General features: G+C 54.7%; 24 protein-coding genes and 3 pseudogenes. 18 read left to right on the forward strand and 9 right to left on the reverse strand.

Annotated features, from left to right (window positions below; translation table 11 throughout):
- The 5 genes and pseudogenes from rodA to M3A44_04335 all read left to right on the forward strand — a co-directional run bounded on the left by rodA (position 1) and on the right by M3A44_04335 (position 3511).
- Complete coding sequence (rodA, locus tag M3A44_04315; protein ID MEQ6340882.1) at positions 1 to 1137, forward strand: rod shape-determining protein RodA; 1137 nt, start codon at positions 1 to 3, stop codon at positions 1135 to 1137.
- On the forward strand, positions 1134 to 2195 hold the full coding sequence (gene mltB, locus M3A44_04320) for a lytic murein transglycosylase B (GenBank protein ID MEQ6340883.1): 1062 nt from the start codon (positions 1134 to 1136) through the stop codon (positions 2193 to 2195). The genes rodA and mltB overlap by 4 nt, the downstream gene beginning before the upstream one ends.
- A 176-nt stretch (positions 2196 to 2371) precedes the next feature.
- Positions 2372 to 2707, forward strand: a pseudogene (locus M3A44_04325) (septal ring lytic transglycosylase RlpA family protein).
- Between the two features lie 60 nt (positions 2708 to 2767).
- Positions 2768 to 3049, forward strand: a complete 282-nt coding sequence (locus M3A44_04330; protein MEQ6340884.1) for an SPOR domain-containing protein — start codon at positions 2768 to 2770, stop codon at positions 3047 to 3049.
- A 15-nt stretch (positions 3050 to 3064) separates the two neighbouring features.
- On the forward strand, positions 3065 to 3511 hold the full coding sequence (locus M3A44_04335; GenBank protein ID MEQ6340885.1) for a pseudoazurin: 447 nt from the start codon (positions 3065 to 3067) through the stop codon (positions 3509 to 3511).
- 35 nt (positions 3512 to 3546) lie between these two features.
- Here M3A44_04335 and M3A44_04340 read toward each other — a convergent pair whose 3' ends face one another.
- The gene (locus tag M3A44_04340) at positions 3547 to 4344 is read right to left on the reverse strand and encodes an outer membrane lipoprotein-sorting protein (GenBank protein ID MEQ6340886.1); all 798 of its coding nucleotides are present in this window, start codon (positions 4342 to 4344) and stop codon (positions 3547 to 3549) included.
- Between the two features lie 199 nt (positions 4345 to 4543).
- Here M3A44_04340 and M3A44_04345 point away from each other — a divergent pair, with 199 nt between their 5' ends.
- The gene (locus tag M3A44_04345) at positions 4544 to 5740 is read left to right on the forward strand and encodes a D-alanyl-D-alanine carboxypeptidase (GenBank protein ID MEQ6340887.1); all 1197 of its coding nucleotides are present in this window, start codon (positions 4544 to 4546) and stop codon (positions 5738 to 5740) included.
- Positions 5741 to 5753: 13 nt separating this feature from the next.
- On the forward strand, positions 5754 to 6623 hold the full coding sequence (locus M3A44_04350) for a D-amino acid aminotransferase (protein ID MEQ6340888.1): 870 nt from the start codon (positions 5754 to 5756) through the stop codon (positions 6621 to 6623).
- Between the two features lie 255 nt (positions 6624 to 6878).
- Here M3A44_04350 and M3A44_04355 read toward each other — a convergent pair whose 3' ends face one another.
- Entirely contained in the window at positions 6879 to 8045 is a 1167-nt protein-coding gene (locus M3A44_04355) for an IS4 family transposase (protein ID MEQ6340889.1), read from the reverse strand.
- A gap of 167 nt (positions 8046 to 8212) precedes the next feature.
- Between M3A44_04355 and M3A44_04360 the strand changes: the two genes are divergently transcribed.
- The 5 genes and pseudogenes from M3A44_04360 (at position 8213) to M3A44_04380 (ending at position 11064) form a co-directional block, all read left to right on the forward strand.
- Positions 8213 to 8482, forward strand: coding sequence for a DUF493 domain-containing protein (locus M3A44_04360; GenBank protein ID MEQ6340890.1), 270 nt, complete (start codon positions 8213 to 8215; stop codon positions 8480 to 8482).
- A gap of 36 nt (positions 8483 to 8518) precedes the next feature.
- Entirely contained in the window at positions 8519 to 9481 is a 963-nt protein-coding gene (locus M3A44_04365; GenBank protein MEQ6340891.1) for an RHS repeat-associated core domain-containing protein, read from the forward strand.
- 2 nt (positions 9482 to 9483) lie between these two features.
- Positions 9484 to 9921 (forward strand): hypothetical protein, encoded by a 438-nt coding sequence (locus M3A44_04370; GenBank protein MEQ6340892.1) that lies wholly within the window; start codon positions 9484 to 9486, stop codon positions 9919 to 9921.
- Between the two features lie 117 nt (positions 9922 to 10038).
- Positions 10039 to 10890, forward strand: a complete 852-nt coding sequence (locus M3A44_04375; protein ID MEQ6340893.1) for a hypothetical protein — start codon at positions 10039 to 10041, stop codon at positions 10888 to 10890.
- Between the two features lie 75 nt (positions 10891 to 10965).
- Positions 10966 to 11064 (forward strand): annotated as a pseudogene (locus M3A44_04380) (transposase).
- A 695-nt stretch (positions 11065 to 11759) separates the two neighbouring features.
- Here the strand turns inward: M3A44_04380 and M3A44_04385 are convergent.
- The gene (locus tag M3A44_04385) at positions 11760 to 12830 is read right to left on the reverse strand and encodes an IS30 family transposase (protein ID MEQ6340894.1); all 1071 of its coding nucleotides are present in this window, start codon (positions 12828 to 12830) and stop codon (positions 11760 to 11762) included.
- A 361-nt stretch (positions 12831 to 13191) separates the two neighbouring features.
- Here M3A44_04385 and M3A44_04390 point away from each other — a divergent pair.
- Both M3A44_04390 and M3A44_04395 read left to right on the forward strand, forming a co-directional pair.
- Positions 13192 to 13290: pseudogene (locus M3A44_04390) on the forward strand (transposase).
- 309 nt (positions 13291 to 13599) lie between these two features.
- A complete protein-coding gene (locus M3A44_04395) occupies positions 13600 to 13959 on the forward strand; it encodes a hypothetical protein (protein MEQ6340895.1) in 360 nt (119 codons plus the stop codon).
- A gap of 784 nt (positions 13960 to 14743) precedes the next feature.
- On the opposite strand, the gene M3A44_04400 is transcribed toward M3A44_04395, so the two are convergent.
- The 5 genes from M3A44_04400 to M3A44_04420 form a co-directional block, all read right to left on the reverse strand.
- A complete protein-coding gene (locus M3A44_04400) occupies positions 14744 to 14968 on the reverse strand; it encodes a type II toxin-antitoxin system HicA family toxin (GenBank protein ID MEQ6340896.1) in 225 nt (74 codons plus the stop codon).
- On the reverse strand, positions 14968 to 15198 hold the full coding sequence (locus M3A44_04405; protein MEQ6340897.1) for a DUF1902 domain-containing protein: 231 nt from the start codon (positions 15196 to 15198) through the stop codon (positions 14968 to 14970). The genes M3A44_04400 and M3A44_04405 overlap by 1 nt, the downstream gene beginning before the upstream one ends.
- Positions 15199 to 15304: 106 nt before the next feature.
- Entirely contained in the window at positions 15305 to 15607 is a 303-nt protein-coding gene (locus M3A44_04410; protein ID MEQ6340898.1) for a type II toxin-antitoxin system RelE/ParE family toxin, read from the reverse strand.
- Positions 15604 to 15789, reverse strand: a complete 186-nt coding sequence (locus M3A44_04415; GenBank protein MEQ6340899.1) for a hypothetical protein — start codon at positions 15787 to 15789, stop codon at positions 15604 to 15606. Before M3A44_04415 ends, M3A44_04410 begins: the two co-directional genes overlap by 4 nt.
- A gap of 470 nt (positions 15790 to 16259) precedes the next feature.
- Positions 16260 to 16661, reverse strand: coding sequence for a hypothetical protein (locus M3A44_04420; protein MEQ6340900.1), 402 nt, complete (start codon positions 16659 to 16661; stop codon positions 16260 to 16262).
- Positions 16662 to 16691: 30 nt separating this feature from the next.
- Between M3A44_04420 and M3A44_04425 the strand changes: the two genes are divergently transcribed.
- The 3 genes from M3A44_04425 to M3A44_04435 all read left to right on the forward strand — a co-directional run bounded on the left by M3A44_04425 (position 16692) and on the right by M3A44_04435 (position 19045).
- Positions 16692 to 17903 carry a hypothetical protein gene (locus M3A44_04425; GenBank protein MEQ6340901.1) on the forward strand — a complete coding sequence of 404 codons (1212 nt, stop codon included), beginning with the start codon at positions 16692 to 16694 and terminating at the stop codon, positions 17901 to 17903.
- Positions 17900 to 18310: a hypothetical protein gene (locus M3A44_04430; protein MEQ6340902.1), complete on the forward strand. Its 411-nt coding sequence runs from the start codon at positions 17900 to 17902 to the stop codon at positions 18308 to 18310. The genes M3A44_04425 and M3A44_04430 overlap by 4 nt, the downstream gene beginning before the upstream one ends.
- 210 nt (positions 18311 to 18520) lie before the next feature.
- Complete coding sequence (locus tag M3A44_04435; GenBank protein ID MEQ6340903.1) at positions 18521 to 19045, forward strand: transposase; 525 nt, start codon at positions 18521 to 18523, stop codon at positions 19043 to 19045.
- 125 nt (positions 19046 to 19170) lie between these two features.
- Here the strand turns inward: M3A44_04435 and M3A44_04440 are convergent, their stop codons facing one another.
- Positions 19171 to 19551 (reverse strand): nuclear transport factor 2 family protein, encoded by a 381-nt coding sequence (locus M3A44_04440; GenBank protein ID MEQ6340904.1) that lies wholly within the window; start codon positions 19549 to 19551, stop codon positions 19171 to 19173.
- A gap of 270 nt (positions 19552 to 19821) precedes the next feature.
- Here M3A44_04440 and M3A44_04445 point away from each other — a divergent pair, with 270 nt between their 5' ends.
- Complete coding sequence (locus M3A44_04445; GenBank protein MEQ6340905.1) at positions 19822 to 20307, forward strand: hypothetical protein; 486 nt, start codon at positions 19822 to 19824, stop codon at positions 20305 to 20307.
- The last annotated feature ends 94 nt before the right edge of the window (positions 20308 to 20401 follow it).

Genomic DNA, 20401 nt, shown 5'->3' on the forward strand with positions numbered 1-20401 from the left:
ATGAACCAAAAAGCCATCCCCGTCTATGCACGGCCCAAGGAACAGGGTTTTTTGTTCCGCTTATTGCAGCGTATCCATGTTGATATACCGCTGCTGTGTGGCCTGCTGCTGCTCTCGGCAGCGGGGTTGGTGGTGCTGTACAGCGCGGGCGGACAAAGCCTGGAGGTGCTGACGCGCCAGGTGATGCGGCTCGCGCTTGCCTTTACCGTGATGCTGGTGCTTGCCCAGGTTCACCCGCAGCACTTGCAGCGCTGGGCGCCATGGTTGTTCGGTGCGGGAATCCTGCTGCTGGTGGCGGTATTATTGGTGGGCGACATCGGCAAGGGTGCGCGGCGCTGGCTGGAGCTTGGCGCATTCCGCTTTCAACCCTCCGAAATGATGCGTATCGCCGTACCCGCGATGGTCGCCTGGTATCTGGCGAACAGCCCGCTACCCCCTCGCCCGCTAAAGCTGATTATCGCCGGTGTGCTGGCGATAACGCCCACGCTGCTCATCGCCAAACAGCCTGATTTGGGTACGTCGTTGCTGATTGCCTGCTCGGGGGTGTTTGTGATTTTTCTGGGCGGCGTGCGCTGGCGTTATATCATCGCGGTCGGGGCGCTGGTGGCGGCATTCATCCCCATCGCCTGGTCGCTGATGCACGACTATCAGCGGCAGCGCGTGCTCACCTTCCTTGACCCGGAGAGCGACCCGCTGGGCACCGGCTATCACATCATTCAGTCGAAAATCGCCATCGGCTCCGGCGGCCTGTACGGCAAGGGCTGGCTGAACGGCACGCAGTCCTACCTCGACTTTATTCCCGAGCGCTCCACCGACTTCATCTTCGCCGTGCTGAGCGAGGAGTTCGGCCTGATCGGTATTCTGGTGGTACTGGCGATCTATCTGTTCATCGTCATGCGCGGACTGTATATCGCCTCCCAGGCGCACGACACCTTCACTCGCCTGCTCGCGGGTAGCCTGATCCTGACGTTCTCCGTATATATCTTCGTCAACATCGGCATGGTCACCGCACTGCTGCCGGTGGTGGGCGTTCCCCTGCCGCTGATCAGCTATGGCGGAACATCAATGGTGACGGTGATGGCCGGGTTCGGTATCCTGATGTCCATCCACACTCATCGCAAACTGGTACCAACATGATCAACAACATCAGTTTCACGCACGCAAAGGTACGGTCTCTTGCGTTCTTGGCAGCACTGCTGTTCGTGCCCATTCAGCCCGCCCTGGCCGATGGCATTGCATTGCGTCCCGAAGTGCGCCAGTTTGTTGACGACATGGTCATCCGCAACCAATTCAACCGCGACGAACTGACCGTGCTGCTCAGCCAGGCCGAAACACGCCCAGAGATCATCGCCGCCATTACCAAGCCCGCCGAGGCCAAGCCATGGTTTCAATACCGGCAAATATTCCTCAACGAAGCGCGCATCCGGGGCGGCGTGGAGTTCTGGGACAAACACGCCGACCTTCTGGCGCGTGCGCAGACCGCCTACGGCGTACCACCCGAAATCATCACCGCTATCATTGGCGTGGAGACAGGCTATGGTAAGCGTACCGGCTCCTACCGCGTGCTGGATGCGCTCAGTACGCTAGGGTTCGATTATCCGCCGCGCAGCAAATTCTTTCTTGGCGAACTGGAAAATTTTCTGCTGATGGCGCGCGAAGAGAAGCTTGACCCTCTCGTTCCCCAAGGCTCCTATGCCGGCGCAATGGGCATGCCGCAATTCATGCCCAGCAGCTTTCGCAGGTTTGCGGTGGACTTTGACGCCGATGGTTCGCGTGACCTGTGGAACAATGTGGCAGACGTGATCGGCAGTGTTGGATATTATTTTTTCGCCAACGGCTGGCAGCCTGATCAGCCCGTAGCGAGCCGGGCGAAGGTCGATGGCGAGAATTTCAAGGCGCTGCTGACCGGGAATATGAAACCCAGTGCCAGCCTGAGCAAGCTCAAGGAAAACGGCGTCACCATTGCAGATACCCTCCCCGATGATCAACCTGGCGCCCTGCTGGAATTCCAGACAGAGAACGGACCGGAGTACTGGGTCGGCCTGCAGAATTTTTATGCCATCACCCGTTACAACCGCAGCCCCTTGTATGCAATGGCGGTATATCAGCTCAGCCAGGAAATCCGTGCATTGCGCAATGCACGGCGGGTGAGTGACAATAGTGTGTCGCTTCTGACAGTCAACGCCAAGGATTGACCGGCATGAATATCCGCCCACTGCTGTTGCCTCTTGCAATATCGGTTTTCTTGAGCGCCTGCGGCACCGTGCCTGACCGGGCAAGCGGACCGAGAGGCGGCGTGATACCGACGCCAGACAAAGATGGCGCGCCGCCGCGCGGTGCGGTGGACATCGCGTCCATCCCCGATATCGTGCCGCGCGAGGAGCCGCGCAGCAAGTTCGGCAACCCGGCAATTTACACGGTGGCCGGCACAAGTTACCGCCCCATGGCCAGCAGCGAAGGCCATGTGGAACGCGGCCTTGCCTCGTGGTATGGCACCAAGTTCCACGGTCGCCGCACCTCCAGCGGCGAACCGTATGACATGTACAGCATGACCGCCGCCCACAAGACCTTGCCCCTGCCCACCTATGTCGAGGTCACCAACATCAAGAACGGCCGTAAACTGGTCGTAAAGGTGAATGACCGTGGGCCGTTTCACGAAGGCCGCATCATCGACCTGTCCTACGCCGCCGCGCAAAAGCTTGGCATTACCAGCACCGGGGCCGTCGAAATCCGCGCCATTACACCCGGCTCACCACCCTCCGCGCAAATGGCCGACCAACTCAGCAGTGAGCCATCTCCCACAGGCGCGCGGGACACAAAACTCTACCTGCAAGCCGGTGCATTTGCTGAGCGCGGCAAGGCCGAACAACTGCGTTCGCGCCTGCAGGAGCAAGTATCCGGCAATATAAAAATTTCCCCCAGCAAAAAAGCGCAAAACACCATCTATCGCGTGCGCATCGGCCCACTGGCCAGCGTGGAAGAGACCGACCAGATGGCAGCCAAACTCGTTGATCTGGGGATTCGGGAAAGTCAGGTTGTTAGCGATTAATCATCAGGAGAAAACATGATGCGTAGCAGTATAGGAAAATTGGTATTGATTATGGGTTTGTCTGTATCGTCAGCCGCTTTTGCTGAAGAACACAAGGTTCAGATGTCAAACGGTGGTGACGATGGCGTGATGTTGTTCGAGCCGGGCTATATCAAAGTAAATGTTGGAGATACGGTCACATTTGTAGCAAAAGATCCAGGTCATAATGTTATTTCCCTTCACGTTCCGGAGGGCGCCAATAGCTGGAAAGGCAAGGTCAGCACGGGTCTCTCTGTGACCCTGAATAAAGAAGGGGTTTATTTATACGAGTGCGACCTGCATAAAATGATCGGCATGGTGGGCGTAATCCAGGTTGGCAAGCCCGTCAATCTTGAGGCCGCCAAGAAGGCTGCCGATGACATTTCCAAAAAAATGGCGATGGGCGCGGAAATTTTCGGTGGGTATCTGGCAAAGGTTAAATAAATTCAACAGGCTTCAAAATGGCGCGCGGTTGATCGTCACCGCGCGCCCTCTTGCCTGAGCGCCCGCTGATTAAAGTCGTCGTCTTTCAGGCCGACGTTGACCTCCACCTGCTCCATGTCGTAAACAACCGTGGCCTTGCTTAGCATGTTCTGTGCCACGGCGGTTTTCCACGCCCAGGCGCCTTTGATCTTCTGCCACCGCACAGTCTGCTTCTTGATCAGGGTGTTCTGTTTGTCGTAGTAGTCGACGCGGCTTTCCACGCAATCTTCCCAATCCAGTGTCTTGCTGAACCAGCTAACGCGTCTGCTGTATGAGGAGTTGCCTTTGGGGGTGCTCTCCACCAAGTAGTATTGCTGGCTTTCCTGGCTGATGGTGCCCAGGTAGCGGTGGGCGTCTTCATCCAGAGTCCGAATACGCAGGTCCTCGTCGGTATAGCCCCAATCCATGTTCTCGGGGTCGCGCTGGGAGATACGCCGCGCCATTCTGAGCTCGGGCAGGTAGACCCACTGATCCGGCACCTTGCTTTCCGAGACGTAAGACCAGCGCATGAAATTGAGGCCGCGGCTGTCAGGTGGGTAAGTCATATAGAGAATCGTCTTGTCAACGAGGCCATTCTGCCCCTTGTAGTCTTTCCACAGGCGCGTGAACTCGTTGCTGATCTTTTTGCCGACGGGATCGTTGAGGGTGATGCGCAGCTGCGAGCGCTGGTCATCGCCAGCGTATTTGTAATAACAATGCTGCACGATCTCGGAGGGAGTGGGCTCAGCGGCGCTGGCAGCGGCAGCGCAGGCCATCAAGTGCAGGGCCACAGGCGCGATAATTTTTAGGCTCATGATTTTCTGTGCTTGGTCAGATAACAACGGGAATGCCAATAAAGTATTATTTCATACATGCGCTGCCAAGGGGATGGGGTTTTTCAGGCAGCCGTTAAGCGCTACAATACGCACACCATCTCCATGTAGCCCATGCCGTACCGCTGTTCCATCTTTTTCATCGACGCAAGCCCTAGAGGAAGTACCCGCTGTGAATAATATGTTTCATCTCCGTCTTTCCCGTCTCTCCGCATCCGGGCAACTGCTTCACCTTCCACTATCGCGTGGCCGCCTGTTAATAGCCGCCCTGCTGTTGACGCTTAGTGCCATCGGGATCACCGCACAGGCGCAGGTTCCGCCCGCTCCCCAGATCGCCGCGCGCGGCTATATCCTGCAGGACTTCCAGAGCGGCAGCGTGCTGGCGGCGTTGAACGCCGATCTGCGCATGGAACCGGCCAGTCTCACCAAGCTAATGACCGCCTACCTGGTGTTCGATGAGCTGCGTTCCGGCAAGATCAAGCTCAGCGATATGGTTACCATCAGCGAAGCGGCATGGCGCACCGAAGGGTCGCGCACCTTCGCCCAGGTGGGCACGCAAATCGCTGTGGAGAACCTGATCAAGGGCATGATCGTGCAGTCCGGCAATGACGCCACGGTGGCGCTTGCCGAGCAGGTGGCGGGCACCGAGCCGGTGTTCGCCGCGATGATGAACCAGCGCGCGCAAAAACTGGGCATGACCAATACCCACTTCGTGAATAGCACCGGCCTGCCCGATCCGCAGCACTACACCACGGCGCGCGATCTGGCGACACTGGCGCGCGTTGTGATCCGTGACTTCCCGGAATATTACAAGTGGTACTCGCTACGTGAATTCACCTTCAACGGCATCACCCAGCACAACCGCAACCTGTTGTTGTACCGCGACCCCACGGTGGATGGCATGAAGACTGGCCATACCGAGAGCGCTGGATTCTGTCTGGTATCCTCCGCATTGCGTGACAATATGCGCCTGATCTCCGTGGTGCTGGGCACAGAGAGCGAAAACGCCCGCGCCCGTGAAAGCCAGACCCTGCTCAATTACGGTTTCCGCTTCTATGAAACCCACCGCGTTTACGCAGCAAACAAACCGCTCACCACGGTGCGTGCCTGGAAAGGCGCGACCGAAAACCTGCCATTGGGATTAAACAAGGATCTCTATCTCACCATCCCGCGTGGCCAGTACAAAAAACTGACCGCCTCAATGAGTGTCACGCCGTTGATCACTGCGCCGGTTAAAAAGGGCCAGCCCTATGGCACAGTTTCTATCGCCCTTGATGGCAAGGTGATCAGCAAGCAACCACTGGTTGCCCTGCAGGGCATCGAGGAAGGTGGGGTGTGGCGGCGTTTTGTCGACTGGATTTTACTCCTCGTTAAATAATCGGGACTGCATCATGACTGATCAAATCCAAACCGTTTATCTCAACGGCAAGTTCATGCCCATCGAGCAAGCCTACGTGCCGGTGCTGGATCGTGGTTTCATCTTCGGCGATGGGGTTTATGAGGTGATCCCCGTCTACTCGCGCCGCCCGTTCCGGCTCCCGGAACACCTGCGGCGCTTGCAGCACAGCCTCGACGGCATCCGCCTGATAAATCCGCACACCGATGCAGCATGGGCGGATTTGTTTGAACAGCTGATCGCACGCAGTGAGGGCGAAGACCAGTACCTTTACCTGCAGATCACACGCGGCGTAGCCAAGCGCGACCATGCTTTTCCGGTGAATGTGCCCCCTACCATCTTCATGATGAGTAGCCCGCTGGCCACCCCGCCTGAAGCGCTGCGTGCCACTGGCGTCGCGGCAGTCAGCGCACTGGACAACCGCTGGCTGCGCTGCGACATCAAGGCCATTGCGCTGCTGCCCAACGTGCTGCTGCGCCAACTGGCCATCGACGCCGGAGCAGCGGAAACGCTTCTGCTGCGCGACGGGTTTCTCACCGAGGGGGCGGCCAGCAACATCTTCGTGGTGGCCAACAACACCCTGCTCGCACCACCCAAAACCCACCTCATGCTGCCCGGCATCACCTACGACGTGATCCTGGAACTCGCTGCCGCGCATGGCATCCCCCACCAGGTGCGCGAAATCACCGAGCACGAAGTGCGCACCGCCCAGGAGCTGTGGCAGACCTCCTCCACCCGCGAGGTCGTACCCATCACCACGCTCGACGGCAAACCGGTGGGCAACGGCAAGCCTGGGCCGCTGTTTCATAAAATGTACGCGCTGTATCAGGACTATAAACGGGCCGTGCGCGCAGGCGGAGCGTAAGAAGCCCCCTCTTTTTAACCTAAAAAAGCTATTGAACCGCGGAGAACGCAGAGGACGCAAAGAAATTCAGGGGGGTTAGCGTAACAAGAACACCCACCCAGCGGGTGACTCGGTACACCTTGCCAAGATCTTGTTTTTCCTCTGCGTTCTCTGTGCGCTCCGCGGTGAATCGCCGTTTTTAGGTTTAAAGAAGATGTGTAGGTTGGGTTAGGCGAAGCCGTAACCCAACAAACCATACCAGAAGTGTCCGGTAATTTAATTGAATAGATTCAATTGGTTATTGTCTTTCTGCATGCTCATTTGCGTCTCCGCATTTTTAAGTAATTGATCGAGTGGCGTTTTCTCGAAAAGAGTCAGGCTCAAAATCTGTAGGATTGTGTAAAGCGAAGCCTCGGTATTGAGCCGCTTTTTCACGATGGCGACCACGACGTAAACCGCGATGGCGATCCATATTTGCGTCTTGACTGCATTCTCGGTGGTGCCATAGAACCGCTTGATTCGAAGATGCTGTTTGATCCACTTGAAGAATAGCTCGACCTGCCAGCGGCAACGATAAAGCTGAGCGATGGTCAGCGCAGGCAGGTCGAAGTTGTTGGTCAGAAAGACCAGAAACCTGTCGTGTTCGGCATCGTAGAACTTGATGCGTCGCAGGTGCTGCGGGTAATCCTTGCTGGCCTTGCGAGCAGTCAATGCAATGGTCTGGTCGCAGCGCAGTCCAGTGGACTTGTCCACGGTGCGAGAGTAGACGCGACGAAAGAGCAGATTGGATTTGCCACGGATGACAAAGAACGCCTGTGCTTGATGCAGGGTGAACCAGCGAGCGAAGTCGGTGAAGCCACGATCCATGATGTAAAAGCTGCCGGCTTCGGGTATCAGGATATCGAGCACATTGACCTCGTGCATCTTGCCATCGCTGATGTGGATGAAGGTTGGAATGTTGCCGCGCAGGTCGAGCAGCGTATGCATCTTGACGGCAGCTTTGGTGGAGCGGAAGCGTGCCCACGGAAAGACGCTCAAGCACAGGTCGATGGTCGTGGTATCGAGTGCGTAGACCGTCTGTTCCAGTTCGACCGCAAAGCTGTCGCTGGCGTAAAGCTTTCTGGCGGTCTGGATTAAGCTCATCGCGAAATCCGCGTAGATGCGACAGTCGCGTTGCTCGTTGGCATCGGCCAGCGTGCTCTTGGCGATGTTGCCTCGTATGCCCAAGTGATAGAGCTTGGCTTGGTGGGCGCGCAGACAGGTTTCGATGTCGCGCAGGCTTTCGCGGTAAGTCAGCTGCGCGAACGCCATGCAGAGAAATTGATCGAGATGCGAAAAAGTCTTGGTGGGATATTTGGAAGGGTAGCGCTGCACGCAGCGACGGAATGTGTGAAGGGGCAAATGCTCCATGAGTTGTGCGAACACCAACTGGCCTGAATACATGACGGAAACTCCTGGGGGGAAAGCCCCAGTTTCCCAAAAAATTCACGTTCAAGTCGGTGACACCCCTAAACACACACTTTCCTATTCAACATCATCATGTTATATAGCCGTCTTTGCGAAATTGCCGGACACTTCTGAAACCATACTTAAAACGAGATATTTCCCACATGAACAGCGAGCAAGAATCCCCGCTCACGTTTCCAACCGAATTCCCCATCAAGGCAATGGGGCTTGCAAGCCCTGTATTTGAAGCGTCGGTGATTGAGATTATCCGGCGTCACGCGCCGGATCTTGGCGAGAGCGCCGTATACAGCCGCACCAGCAAAAGCGGCAAATACCTCTCCGTCACCGTCACCATCCAGGCCACCAGCCGCGCCCAGCTTGATGCCATTTACCGTGATGTAACCGCGTGCCCTGAGGTTTTATGGGCGCTGTGATGCCGCTGCGCCGATGAAACCGCCTGTGCTACCTAGGTGGCAGGCGGCGAAACCACCGTCTACCTCAACCCGCGCTGGGGCGACGGCATTCATTACGAAAAAACCACCAAAGCCAGCGGCCTCATCGAACACCGCCATTACCTCTACGCCACCGCGCCCATCGCAGCCGCAACCACCCACCACGGCTACACCGGCCACGAACACCTCGACGGCCTGGGTTTGATCCACATGAATGCGCGGGTGTATGATCCGGCTATTGGACGCTTCCTCCAGGCGGATCCGATTGGGTTTGAGGGGGGATTGAATCTTTATGGGTATGCGGACGGCAATCCAACCTCAATGGTTGATCTTTCCGGCCAGGAAACCGGATATGTTTCCAACTGTTCACAGCGAGGTACTTGCGCCACACCACAGACAAGTTTCAGCGTAGTTGCATCGATAATCGACTTCTTTACAGGATCAAACGTAAATCGCGTATCAATTGGATGCTGCGGGCCGCAATTTGATAGATCGATAGAGCGCTTAACGCCGGAGCTTTGGCTCCTGATGCCGATTAGGGCGGGAACATTTGCGAGCGGTGTTGCAAGGGGAGCATCCGAACTCGCAGCCTTTGAGGCCTATGGAATCAAAGCAGAGCGAGTTCTGTCTGGTGCCAACGACAAAGTGGCAGTGATTGGCAGGACAATGGGCAATGCCGAGACCAAGGGGGTTCGTGGCTATGCCGAAGCACTGCGAAATCAGGGTTACAATGTTGATATTTTTGACGGTAGTTTAGTCTCAGATGCGGCTCAGCGTGAGTTTGCTCAGCTAACCGCCGGAGGCAGGCGGCTCACAAATCAAGAGTTGTTTCAAACTCAAATGTATCAAGAAAACAAACTGTGGGCGGCAAAGATCAAAACCGAAGGATACACGGTTATTGATCTTGGATACCCAAGCATGTATAGCTTCAGTCCGTTTTACACAATGGAGAAGCAAACTATTTTCTCGGGTGGGAAATAGCGATGGATTACTCAAACGCCCTTACTGTGTTCGATGTAGGCCTTCATTTCATGCAAGGCCTAGGTTTCAAAGGGCCACAAGTTTGTATGGAAACCTCAAAGCTGGCTGGCGACAGTTTATTATTAACGTACGATTCTGAAACGGCCGGAAGACAGGTTGAAGTCTCCTACCTCCGCGCTCAGCGTGGCCGCCCAGCTGCGATAGTTGTCTTTATAGTCGCCAACAGTGGTAAGCGATTTTCTGTTGAGGATTGGTTGGCTGTTAATGGAAAGGCTAATGCGATTGAATTCTCAACACTCAATAATCCCGGACTCTCCGAAAGCCTATTCATCGAGCGGTTCTGCCATGATTTCATGGAGATCTGCGACCAAAAGTTGCGAGATATTCTCACAGGCACGGTTTGGCAAGATGTTCCCATTGACTGGAAGGGTTATCGTTAACGCGGTAAGTTGGGCTGGTAGGTTGGCGCTGAGCTTGCGAAGCGAGGTAGCCCGGATGACAATCCGGGGAACCCCGCGTCGGGGTAATACGGCTATTGGATTGGATGCTGATGTTGGGTGGTTGTTCCCCGGATTGCGCTCTGCTTCATCCGGGCTACTTGCTATGCCTACGACGCCACCGGCAACCTCACCTCGCGCAAGGACAACGTCCAGAGCCTCACCGAAAGCTTCGGTTACGACGAACTCAACCGCCTCACCAGCGTCACCGGCCCCGCGTCCAAGAGCTATGCCTATTCGGCGGACGGCAACATCACCGCCAAATCCGACATGGGGGATCAATATCTCTACGGCGAAACCACCCCCGCCGGTCCCCACGCCGTCACCAGTATCAAAAAAGCCGGTGCGTTGATCGGCAGCTACAGTTACGACGCCAACGGCAACCTGCGTACCGGCGGCGGCCGTAGCTTCGCCTACACCTCCTTCAACCTCCCCAGCGCCATCACCCAAGGCACAGCGACGTCCACCTTCACCTACGACGCCGACCACGCCCGCGCCACCCAGGTGGCAGGCGGCGAAACCACCGTCTACCTCAACCCGCGCTGGGACGACGGCATCCACTTTGAGAAGACTACCAAAGCCAGCGGCCTCATCGAACACCGCCATTACCTCTACGCCGGCAACACCCCCATCGCCCTCTACACCACGCGGAGCGACAACACCAGCAGCACAAGATACCTGCACAAAGACCACCTCGGCTCGGTGGATGCCATCACCAACGAAACCGGCGCGTTAGTGGAGCGCCTCAGCTACGACGCCTGGGGCAAACGCCGCCAAGGCAACTGGCTCGACGCCACAGCGCCCATTACAGGCGCAACCACCCACCACGGCTATACCGGGCACGAACACCTCGACGGCCTGGGTTTGATCCACATGAACGCGCGGGTGTATGATCCAGCAAGTAGCAAGTAGCCTGGGTTGAGCGTTTTTGCGAAACCCGGGGATAATGGTTTCGAATTGTCCCCATGAATTTGGATTGCCACTGTAATGGTCGCCTATCGCCGCAACTTCATTCCTGGAGGAAGTTATTTTTTCACGGTGACGCTGCTGGATCGTGCATCGCGGTTGTTGATCGAATGCATTGACGAGCGAGGTAGCCCGGATGACAATCCGGGGAACCCCGCGTCGGGGCAATACGGCTATTGGATTGGATGCTGATGTTGGGTGGTTGTTCCCCGGATTGCGCTCTGCTTCATCCGGGCTACTTGCTATCTGGTTATAAGTGCTGGGCCAGAATTTTCTGGATTTAATGTGTTGAGGAGCGGTCTATTTCGAGATACGGATACCCCAAGTAAAAATGCAATTTATGACGTCTTTATTCCCCCAAAAAATGTGACTGACACAGAAGCCGCAAAGAGATTTATCGCCGCGTATGAATCTTATAATGAGCGTGCGCCTTATGATTTTATACGATTCACCCCTTCATCTCTTGGTCTAAGCGGATGGAACTCTAACTCCTTTCTTTCCGCTATACCGCGAGTTGCGGGTTTCGAGTGGTCTCCGCCGCCTCTTGAGAAATATAATATATATTTCCCGGAAATTAATAACCCGGTTCCGGCGAAATATTTTCCGGCTTTTAAGCCATGAGGGTTCCATATGCTAATGGGTTGTTGATAGCGTCCGCGCTTTATTTTTTTATTGTTTTGCTGTTTGGTTTATTCGGCATTCTTGAACAAGAAGCCGTCGGCATGATTGTAGTGATTTTTTTTCCAGGGATAATCATTTCTTGGCTTACTATCTTTTTTGTTTTTAAGATTTTTCATTACTATAAGCGGGCGGTTTCAATGACCAAGTGCAAAAAGCGCAGCGTGATGCTGCCTGAAATCGAAAGAGTCTGGTGTAAACAACTCGGCTGGGCATTTGAAGCCCAGTGACTTGCGTGGTCGGGTATTGAGTTGCCAGGCAATCGCATCCAGCTCCTCCTGCGTGAAACCACTCAAGTCACTCCCCTTGGGCAGGTACTGCCGCAACAGACCATTGGTATTCTCGTTGATGCCGCGCTGCCAGGGGCTGTGTGGATCGGCAAAATATACTTTCACCCCTGTGGTTTCTGTCAGCCGTTGGTGTGCCGCCATTTCCCTGCCTTGATCGTACGTCAACGAGAGGCGCTTTTGCGCATCAATGCGGTTGAGCACATGACTGAAGCCGGTCAACGTCGCCTCAGCAGTGGCATTTTCCATTTTTGCCAGTACCGTGAACAGCGTGGTCCGTTCCACCAGCGTACCGACAGATGAGCGATTATGCGCGCCCTTGATGAAGTCACCCTCCCAGTGGCCCGGGATCAACCGCTCTTCAATCTCAGGCGGACGGTCATGAATGCTGACCATGTCAGGAATCCGTCCGCGCCGGTCTTCGCCACGCGCACGGGGACGGCGCTTGGCATGGCCGAAACGCAACCAGCCAATCACTTCCGTGTGCAGTTCGCCACGCGGCATGGCGTAGATGGCGGTGTAGATGGTCTCATGGGAAACCTGCAAGGTAGGGGTATCTGGATGCACAAGCGCCAGTGTGCCAGCAATCTGCTCCGGTGAGTAGCCTGCTTTCAGGTGGCGCATGACTGAATCCCACAGCGTGGTTCCCAGTCGCAGGCGACCCTCAACACGCGGCTTGATCGTGCAGCCATGCGCACGTTTGTGGGCTGCCTCGGCACGATAGCCTCCCGCCACAGCCGGTCGTCCAGGGCCGCGAGGCGTTTTCGGGCGGCTCCAGCCATTGCGCCGAAGTTCACGTGAGACGGTAGAGGCTGACCGGGTTATGGACTTGGCAATTGCGGCAGGTTTGACCCCCATCTCCAGTTGCGTTTGTATCATTGCCCGCTCTTCAATACTCAATTGATCGTAGTTTTTTCCCATGCAACATTATCCCCTAAAAATGTTGCACTTGGTTTTTGAGCGCGCCGCGTAATAAAATCTATATTGATATTTTAATTGGTGTCATAGAAATACCAATTGCATTCTGGTTTAGTCAATACATTCGTTTTGAGGTAAAGGAAGCCGAATTTTTAATTGTATTCGCATTTTTTTTGATAAAAGTAGTGGCTATAGTCGTTATATGGCGGCTAGCTTTACTTGTTATTTTAACTGGCCCACATAGCGAGTAGCCAGCGTAAGCATTGTCCAATGGGGTTTGAGCAAGTAGCCTGGGTTGAGCGTTTTTGCGAAACCCGGGGATAATGGTTTCGAATTGTCCCCATGAATTTGGATTGCCACTGTAATGGTCGCCTATCGCCGCAACTTCATTCCTGGAGGAAGTTATTTTTTCACGGTGACGCTGCTGGATCGTGCATCGCGGTTGTTGATCGAATGCATTGACGAGCGAGGTAGCCCGGATGACAATCCGGGGAACCCCGCGTCGGGGCAATACGGCTATTGGATTGGATGCTGATGTTGGGTGGTTGTTCCCCGGATTGCGCTCTGCTTCATCCGGGCTACTTGCTCTTGCTTTACCACCAGGCAATAAGGCTACGATGATTCAAGAGGTGCTCGTTCCTAATGGGACGCTCTTGGAACGATCACGCGCCATTCCGATGCCTGAATGGGGTCGGATGCGCGGAGGTGCTGAGCAGTTCAAGTTGCTTGATGAAATTCCGCGTCAGAACTTTGGGCCGGGGAGGCCTCTACCATGAGCGTGTCTTTTCAAGGTAAGACGTTACTGATTGATGCCCAATCAGTTCAAATGCCCTGGTCTGTGCTTGATGCAATTGAGCAAGGAGATAAGGTTTTTGTATTGCTTGATCCAGACTCGTATCTTTTGGATCCAAACTACAAAATAATGCGGAGGCAAGGAGCGCCAGCCATTAGAAATCTTATCGCCGTTACGAAGACAGGTGCAACGTTATGGGAGGCAGAGATGCCGGAGACTTCTGATTATTACTACCGACTTAGTTCTGCCATGCCGCTAATCGCAAACTCATTCTCGTCTTACCGATGTGAGATCGATCCGAGCAACGGGGCCATCAAGAATAAGGAGTTTTTGAAGTAGCAAGTAGCAAGTAGCCTGGGTTGAGCGTTTTTGCGAAACACGGGATAATGGGTTCGAATTGTCCCCATGAATTTGGATTGCCACTGTATGGTCGCAACTTCATTCCTGGAGGGAGTTATTTTTTCACGGTGACGTTGTTGGATCGTGCATCGCGGTTGTTGATCGAACGCATCGACGAGCGAGGTAGCGAGGTAGCCCGGATGACAATCCGGGGAACCCCGCTGGAACCAGAGCGTTGGAGTCCCTTGGGATCACTCCGACCGGATACAGGTTTGAGGTTGTTCGAGGAAAACTAAATCTTGTTATCGATACGAAATAGAGCACTATGAGTTCTGAATCATTATTTGTGGGCGAAGATTTGCGGTTAATCGAATTGCTCACTTATAAGCCAAGTCTAAAGCCGTCGTATGATCACATAAAGAATTGTCTTGTGTGGGATGACGAACGTGCTGATGGCCTCACTCCGGCAGGTTATGAAATTTTATGCGACCTTTGGATTGCACGGTCATTCATACATCGTGGATTAAGTTTTTCGACACACGAACTCGATCCAAACTACTTCAGAGTGGTATGGGAACGGGCGCTTGGGGAAAAATTCAAGTGGCCCGGATTTCAGAGGTTAACTTTAAGCGAGGAAGACAAGATCTATTTCGAAAGGATGCGCTCGGAGGCGGGTGTGATCTGAGCGAGGTACCGGGGAACCTCGCGTCGGGGCAATACGGCTATTGGATTGGATGCTGATGTTGGGTGGTTGTTCCCCGGATTGCGCTCTGCTTCATCCGGGCTACTTGCTCAAAAACTCCTCCGTCTCAACCCCCGCCTGCTTGAGAATGGCCCGGAGCGTCCCTTCCGGCATATCGCCGGGATGATTGGGAATGGTCGTGTAGCAGTTGGTGTGTGGGTTGAACCAGATTTCATGGCTACCCGCCGCCTGGCGGTCGAACTCAAACCCCAACTGTTTTAACCGCTTGACGATCTCGCGGTAACGAAAGCCTGCCAGTCGTCCCATTAGCCGCTCACCACCAGCGGGTAATCGAAAGAGTCCTCGGTTTCTTTGAGGTGGACGGCGCCTTGGCGCTCGGCTTGCGCTTCCAGAAGTTTCTTGGCCACATCGCGGGCGATTTCCAAGGTCTCGGTCACGGTGCGCCCTTGAGCCACCAAGCCCGGAATGTCATCGGATGTCGCCAGGTAGACGCCTTCCGGCAAGTGTTCAATATGTAAATTAACGATCTGTTCCATAGCTTACCTCTGTGCGTTAAACGGCGGCCTTGTTCCGGCGCCACGATTCATACTTGATGATCATCCATTCGATCAATTCCTTACGCTTTACCCATCCACCGCACTTCTATCCATCCTCCCACGGCTTCTTCTCCCGCCCCGCGACATCGCGGCTGCCGTGCATGACGGCGAGGATCAATACGCGGTTCGGCTCCAGACGGTACATCACGCGATAGCCTTGCACGATAATTTCCCGCAGAGTTTTGTCCTCGGCCTCTGGAATCATGCGCCCGCTTTCCGAGAAGTCCCCGAGCCGCCGGGTAGCGAGCACGACCTTTTCACCGAAACGCTGAGCATAAAACGCCGAGTCGCGGCTGATGTAATGCACGATGTCATCGAGATCGTCGCGCGCGTTATTCAGACCACTCAACGCGCATGGTTCAAGTATCGCTTTTCCATCTCCTCCTGCGAGGTGATCTTGCCCTCTTCAGCCGCCTGGAGCGAACGCTCCAGCTTCTGGCGCACATAGAGGGCGTGCATAGCATCGTCAAAAGTGGCCTGCTCGGGCAGGTGATCGACGACGTCCTGGATGATCTGTTTAACGGTTTGCATGATGATCTCTCCTCACGACGCTTGTTGAATCACGGTATCCAGCAGCCTGTCGGACTTAGGTCGAATCTACTGCGAAAGTGGGAGAGCGGCCCACTTTTCCGCCATTTTTTGTCGAATAGTGCCAGCTATTTTCCTCAAAATAGCGGAAAATTGTCCTCGCTCTCCCGCTACGATCCCCTAAGTCCGACAGGCTGCTAGCATCTCCATTACAAAACAAACTTCTGCTTGGCCCGTGGCAGCTGGCTGATCTGCTCGATCTGTTTCTCCAGTGTTGAGGCGGGGCCGCACTTACTCTTAGCCGTCTTCGAGCCGCCCCTCGACGGTAATCTCCAGGCTCTTGGTGCCACCGCGATCCGCTGCCGTCCCGCCTCATAGTGAATCATGGTTTGCTGCGAGATCCCCAGTATATCAAAGACCCGGCTGGCCGCGAGACCTTCATGGTCTATGATGTGCGCGGGCGCCGTACCCTATTAAATGCGGTGGGTTGGTGCTGAGCTTGCGAAGTCCAACGCCTCACCGTCTACAACAGCTTCACCACCGACGCAGAAGGCCGCATCACCCAGGAAGCGCTGGGCAACGGCCTCGCCACCACACGCAGCTTCGACCCCCTGGGCCGAGTCAAGAGCATCGCCACCGGCAGCACCATCCAAAACCTGGCCTATGCCTACGACGCCACCGGCAACCTCACCTCGCGCAAGGACAACGTCCAGAGCCTCACCGAAAGCTTCGGTTACGACGAACTCAACCGCCTCACCAGCGTCACCGGCCCCGCGTCCAAGAGCTATGCCTATTCGGCGGACGGCAACATCACCGCCAAATCCGACATGGGGGATCAATATCTCTACGGCGAAACCACCCCCGCCGGTCCCCACGCCGTCACCAGTATCAAAAAAGCCGGTGCGTTGATCGGCAGCTACAGTTACGACGCCAACGGCAACCTGCGTACCGGCGGCGGCCGTAGCTTCGCCTACACCTCCTTCAACCTCCCCAGCGCCATCACCCAAGGCACAGCGACGTCCACCTTCACCTACGACGCCGACCACGCCCGCGCCACCCAGGTGGCAGGCGGCGAAACCACCGTCTACCTCAACCCGCGCTGGGACGACGGCATTCATTACGAAAAAACCACCAAAGCCAGCGGCCTCATCGAACACCGCCATTACCTCTACGCCGGCAACATCCCCATCGCCCTCTACACCACGCGTAGCGACAACACCAGCAGCACCCGATACCTGCACAAAGACCACCTCGGCTCGGTGGATGCCATTACCAACGAAACCGGCGCGTTAGCAGAACGCTTCAGCTACGACGCCTGGGGCAAGCGCCGCCAAGGCAACTGGCTCGACGCCACCGCGCCCATCGCAGGCGCAACCACCCACCACGGCTACACCGGCCACGAACACCTCGACGGCCTGGGTTTGATCCACATGAACGCGCGGGTGTATGATCCAGCCATTGGGCGTTTCCTCCAGGCGGATCCGATTGGGTTTGAGGGGGGGTTGAATCTTTACACCTATGTTGAGAATAACCCAGGTACGCTCGTTGATCTGGCTGGAACTGAAACGGGTTACGTTTCATATTGCGCAGGCAAGGGAACGTGCGACTCTATCGCCGCCTCCTTCCCATCCTCCGGTACCATACTTGGCCGATTGTGGAACACGCTGTCTACCGGGCTGTTTATACTGGGAATGGCGTCTGATAGCATCCCTCCCATCTTGGCGACAGAGGGGCGGGTGCTTTCGACGGGGGTTGCAAAGGGAATACCCGGAATCGATAAACCGTTTAGAGCTGCGAATTCTGCGCATCCACCAAATGCATCTCTTGTAGAACAAATGAATAACATGAGGATCTGTAGTGGAACTGATTGTTCTGAGATAGCAGAAAAATTGTTTAATGCATCCGGTGGAAATGGAAAGATTTTGAGGGTGACTGGAGCAAATGGAAGCGATTTAAACCTTCTTGAATACGGAAAGGTCGGCGGAGGATTTAAGTATCACGAAGTGTTTACTGATGGGAAATATCTCTACGATCCACGTTTAAGCAGTTCTCCGGTACCTAAAGGTGACTGGCAGCAAATGATCAATGGTTTGAATCCCGGAGCAACCATCAAATGACAGGTAGAGAAATCATCGATGTATTAGAACGGTTTTTTGTGCTTGCATGGTTTCGTTACGGTGCGTTAAAGAGCCCTGATCAAAATCAGTACCCACCAATAATTATTTGGAGATATGACGCTGATGTAATGGCGGCCGATGATATAAGATTAGCCGAAAGTGCGATTACGATGGCAGTCGAATCTTTCCTAGGTAATGTAAATTGGGTTTTATATTTCAGTGGTAGAAATTGGGTGTTGGTACCGAAACGTGTCAAAGATTTGGAAGACGCTGGTGAATATAGAAGTGATACAGAAATATTGACAATGCTAGCGGAGAATGACCCCAGCTTTGGTTTTAAGGCTAATAGCGATTTGCCAGCGTTAGCAAAATGTATCGAAGGGTATTTGTCGCAAAATAGTGGATAGCTGTAGCGCGGTAGGATGGGTGTGTCCTGAATTTTGTGTAAACGGAATTCATTAATGTTGCGGCATCCGCTCATCAAACTGGATAGCAAGTAGCCCGGATGGAATGAAATGAAATCCGGGGTTTTCGGTTGTCTGAGCCAGCGCCGCCCTTGATTACGCTTCGCTTCATCGGGGCTGCATGGTTGCTCATTATGCGGTTAAACTCTGTCGATGGTCATGTATCGGCGCAATCGGGTTCCCGGTGGGACCTATTTCTTTACGGTCACATTGCGTGATCGGTCGTCGTCGATCTTGGTGGATCGGATTGATGATCTACGCAAGGTGTTGTCGTCGGTGGTGCGCGCACGTCCGTTTGAAATCGCGGCGATGGTGGTGCTGCCGGAACATTTTCATGCGCTGTGGACACTGCCGCCGGGGGATGACGACTATCCGGGGCGGATACGCCTGTTGAAAAGCCGGTTTACGCGATGCGCCGTAGCGGCGGGGGTGGTCACGCGGCGCAATGCCAAGGGTGAGTACGATCTCTGGCAACGACGCTATTGGGAACACACCATCCGCGACGACCGGGATTTTGAAAAACACGTTGATTACATTCACTGGAATCCCGTGAAACATGGGCATGTCACGCGCGTGGCGGACTGGCCGTATTCCACATTTCACCGCTATGCGGCGCGGGGTGTGTACCCGCTTGACTGGGCGGGCGATCATGCCCAGGGGGATTCCTTTGACGAATAACCCCGGAATCCGTTTCACTCCTTCCGGGCTACCTCGCTACCGTGATTTAACAGCGTGCCCCGAGGTTTTATGGGCGTTGTGATGCCGTTGTGTCGTGGCGCAGCGCGCCCTATGGGATTGCGGCACTATTCATCCAGCACAAGTAACATCTTATATTCATGCGCATCAAAGATCATCTCTAGTGTCTTGATTTTTCCATCCTGGACATTAGCCCAAAACACCAGCGTACTTGAACGCTTTTCCGAGATCTGAGAAGTGACGTTGAGAATATGGCAAACGTCATCGCCGTTTACAAAAACTTTGCGCGACTCCACCCGCTGCACAATGGGTGACGCCAGTTCGGCATAAGCAATAAATTGGTCGGCAGATTCGAATTCATTTAATGGGGTGACGTAGTGAAAGCCCTCATCGGCAAGATAAGTACGGGCACGCGCATAATCGAAAGCTATCGCCGCCTCCAGGTATGCATTAACGATATCCAGTGGTTTTAGCAGCTCCGTAGTCAACAGTGCGATCCCTTATGCTTTCGTCATCCTGACGGTAAAAGTGGCGATGAGCCAATCTGGCGGGGCTGGTTGTTGTCAGCGCCCGGCCATTAAACTGAATAGTAGACCGATTCAGGGCGTCTTTCTATCCCTTTTGCGTTATCGTCCCAATTCCCGGCTGGTCTTTTTAATACGGCTGGCCGTGTAATATGATGGCTTATATATACGTGGTCAGGTCTGCGAGAAGGCGGGTGATTTACCGTCATGTTCTGAAGATATAGGAGTTTGCCGGTGAAAGAGTCTTTAAAAGCGGGTTTTACCTTCGGTCTGATTTCCGGGGTCATAACGACGCTTGGGCTGATGGTGGGTCTGCATTCCGGCACTCATTCCAGACTGGCAGTGATGGGCGGAGTTTTGACCATAGCGATAGCCGATGCCTTCTCCGACGCGTTGGGGGTGCATGTCTCCGAGGAATACAAGAACAAATCCTCCGCGCGCGAGGTATGGGAGGCGACGCTGGCAACATTAGCGTCGAAAGCGGTGTTTGCCCTTACCTTTCTGGTGCCTGTCCTGCTGTTGGATCTACCCACTGCCATCATCGCCGCTGTCGTCTGGGGATTAAGTCTGATCTGTATTCTGAGTTATGCCATCGCGCGGGCGGTCGGCGAAAAACCGATCAAGGTGGTGATGGAGCACCTGACGATTGCCGTTGCAGTGATTGTCATGACCCATTACCTGGGGGACTGGGTGGCGGCAACGTTTGGCGAGGTGCGATAGGGGAAAAACTTGCGCGATGCCTGGTGTTTGCCGCGCCATACATAACAAAACCTTATACAATAGATAGATATTGTTGACTTTTACTTATGCAACG

The sequence above is a fragment of the Gammaproteobacteria bacterium genome (assembly GCA_040183005.1).
GTDB lineage: Bacteria > Pseudomonadota > Gammaproteobacteria.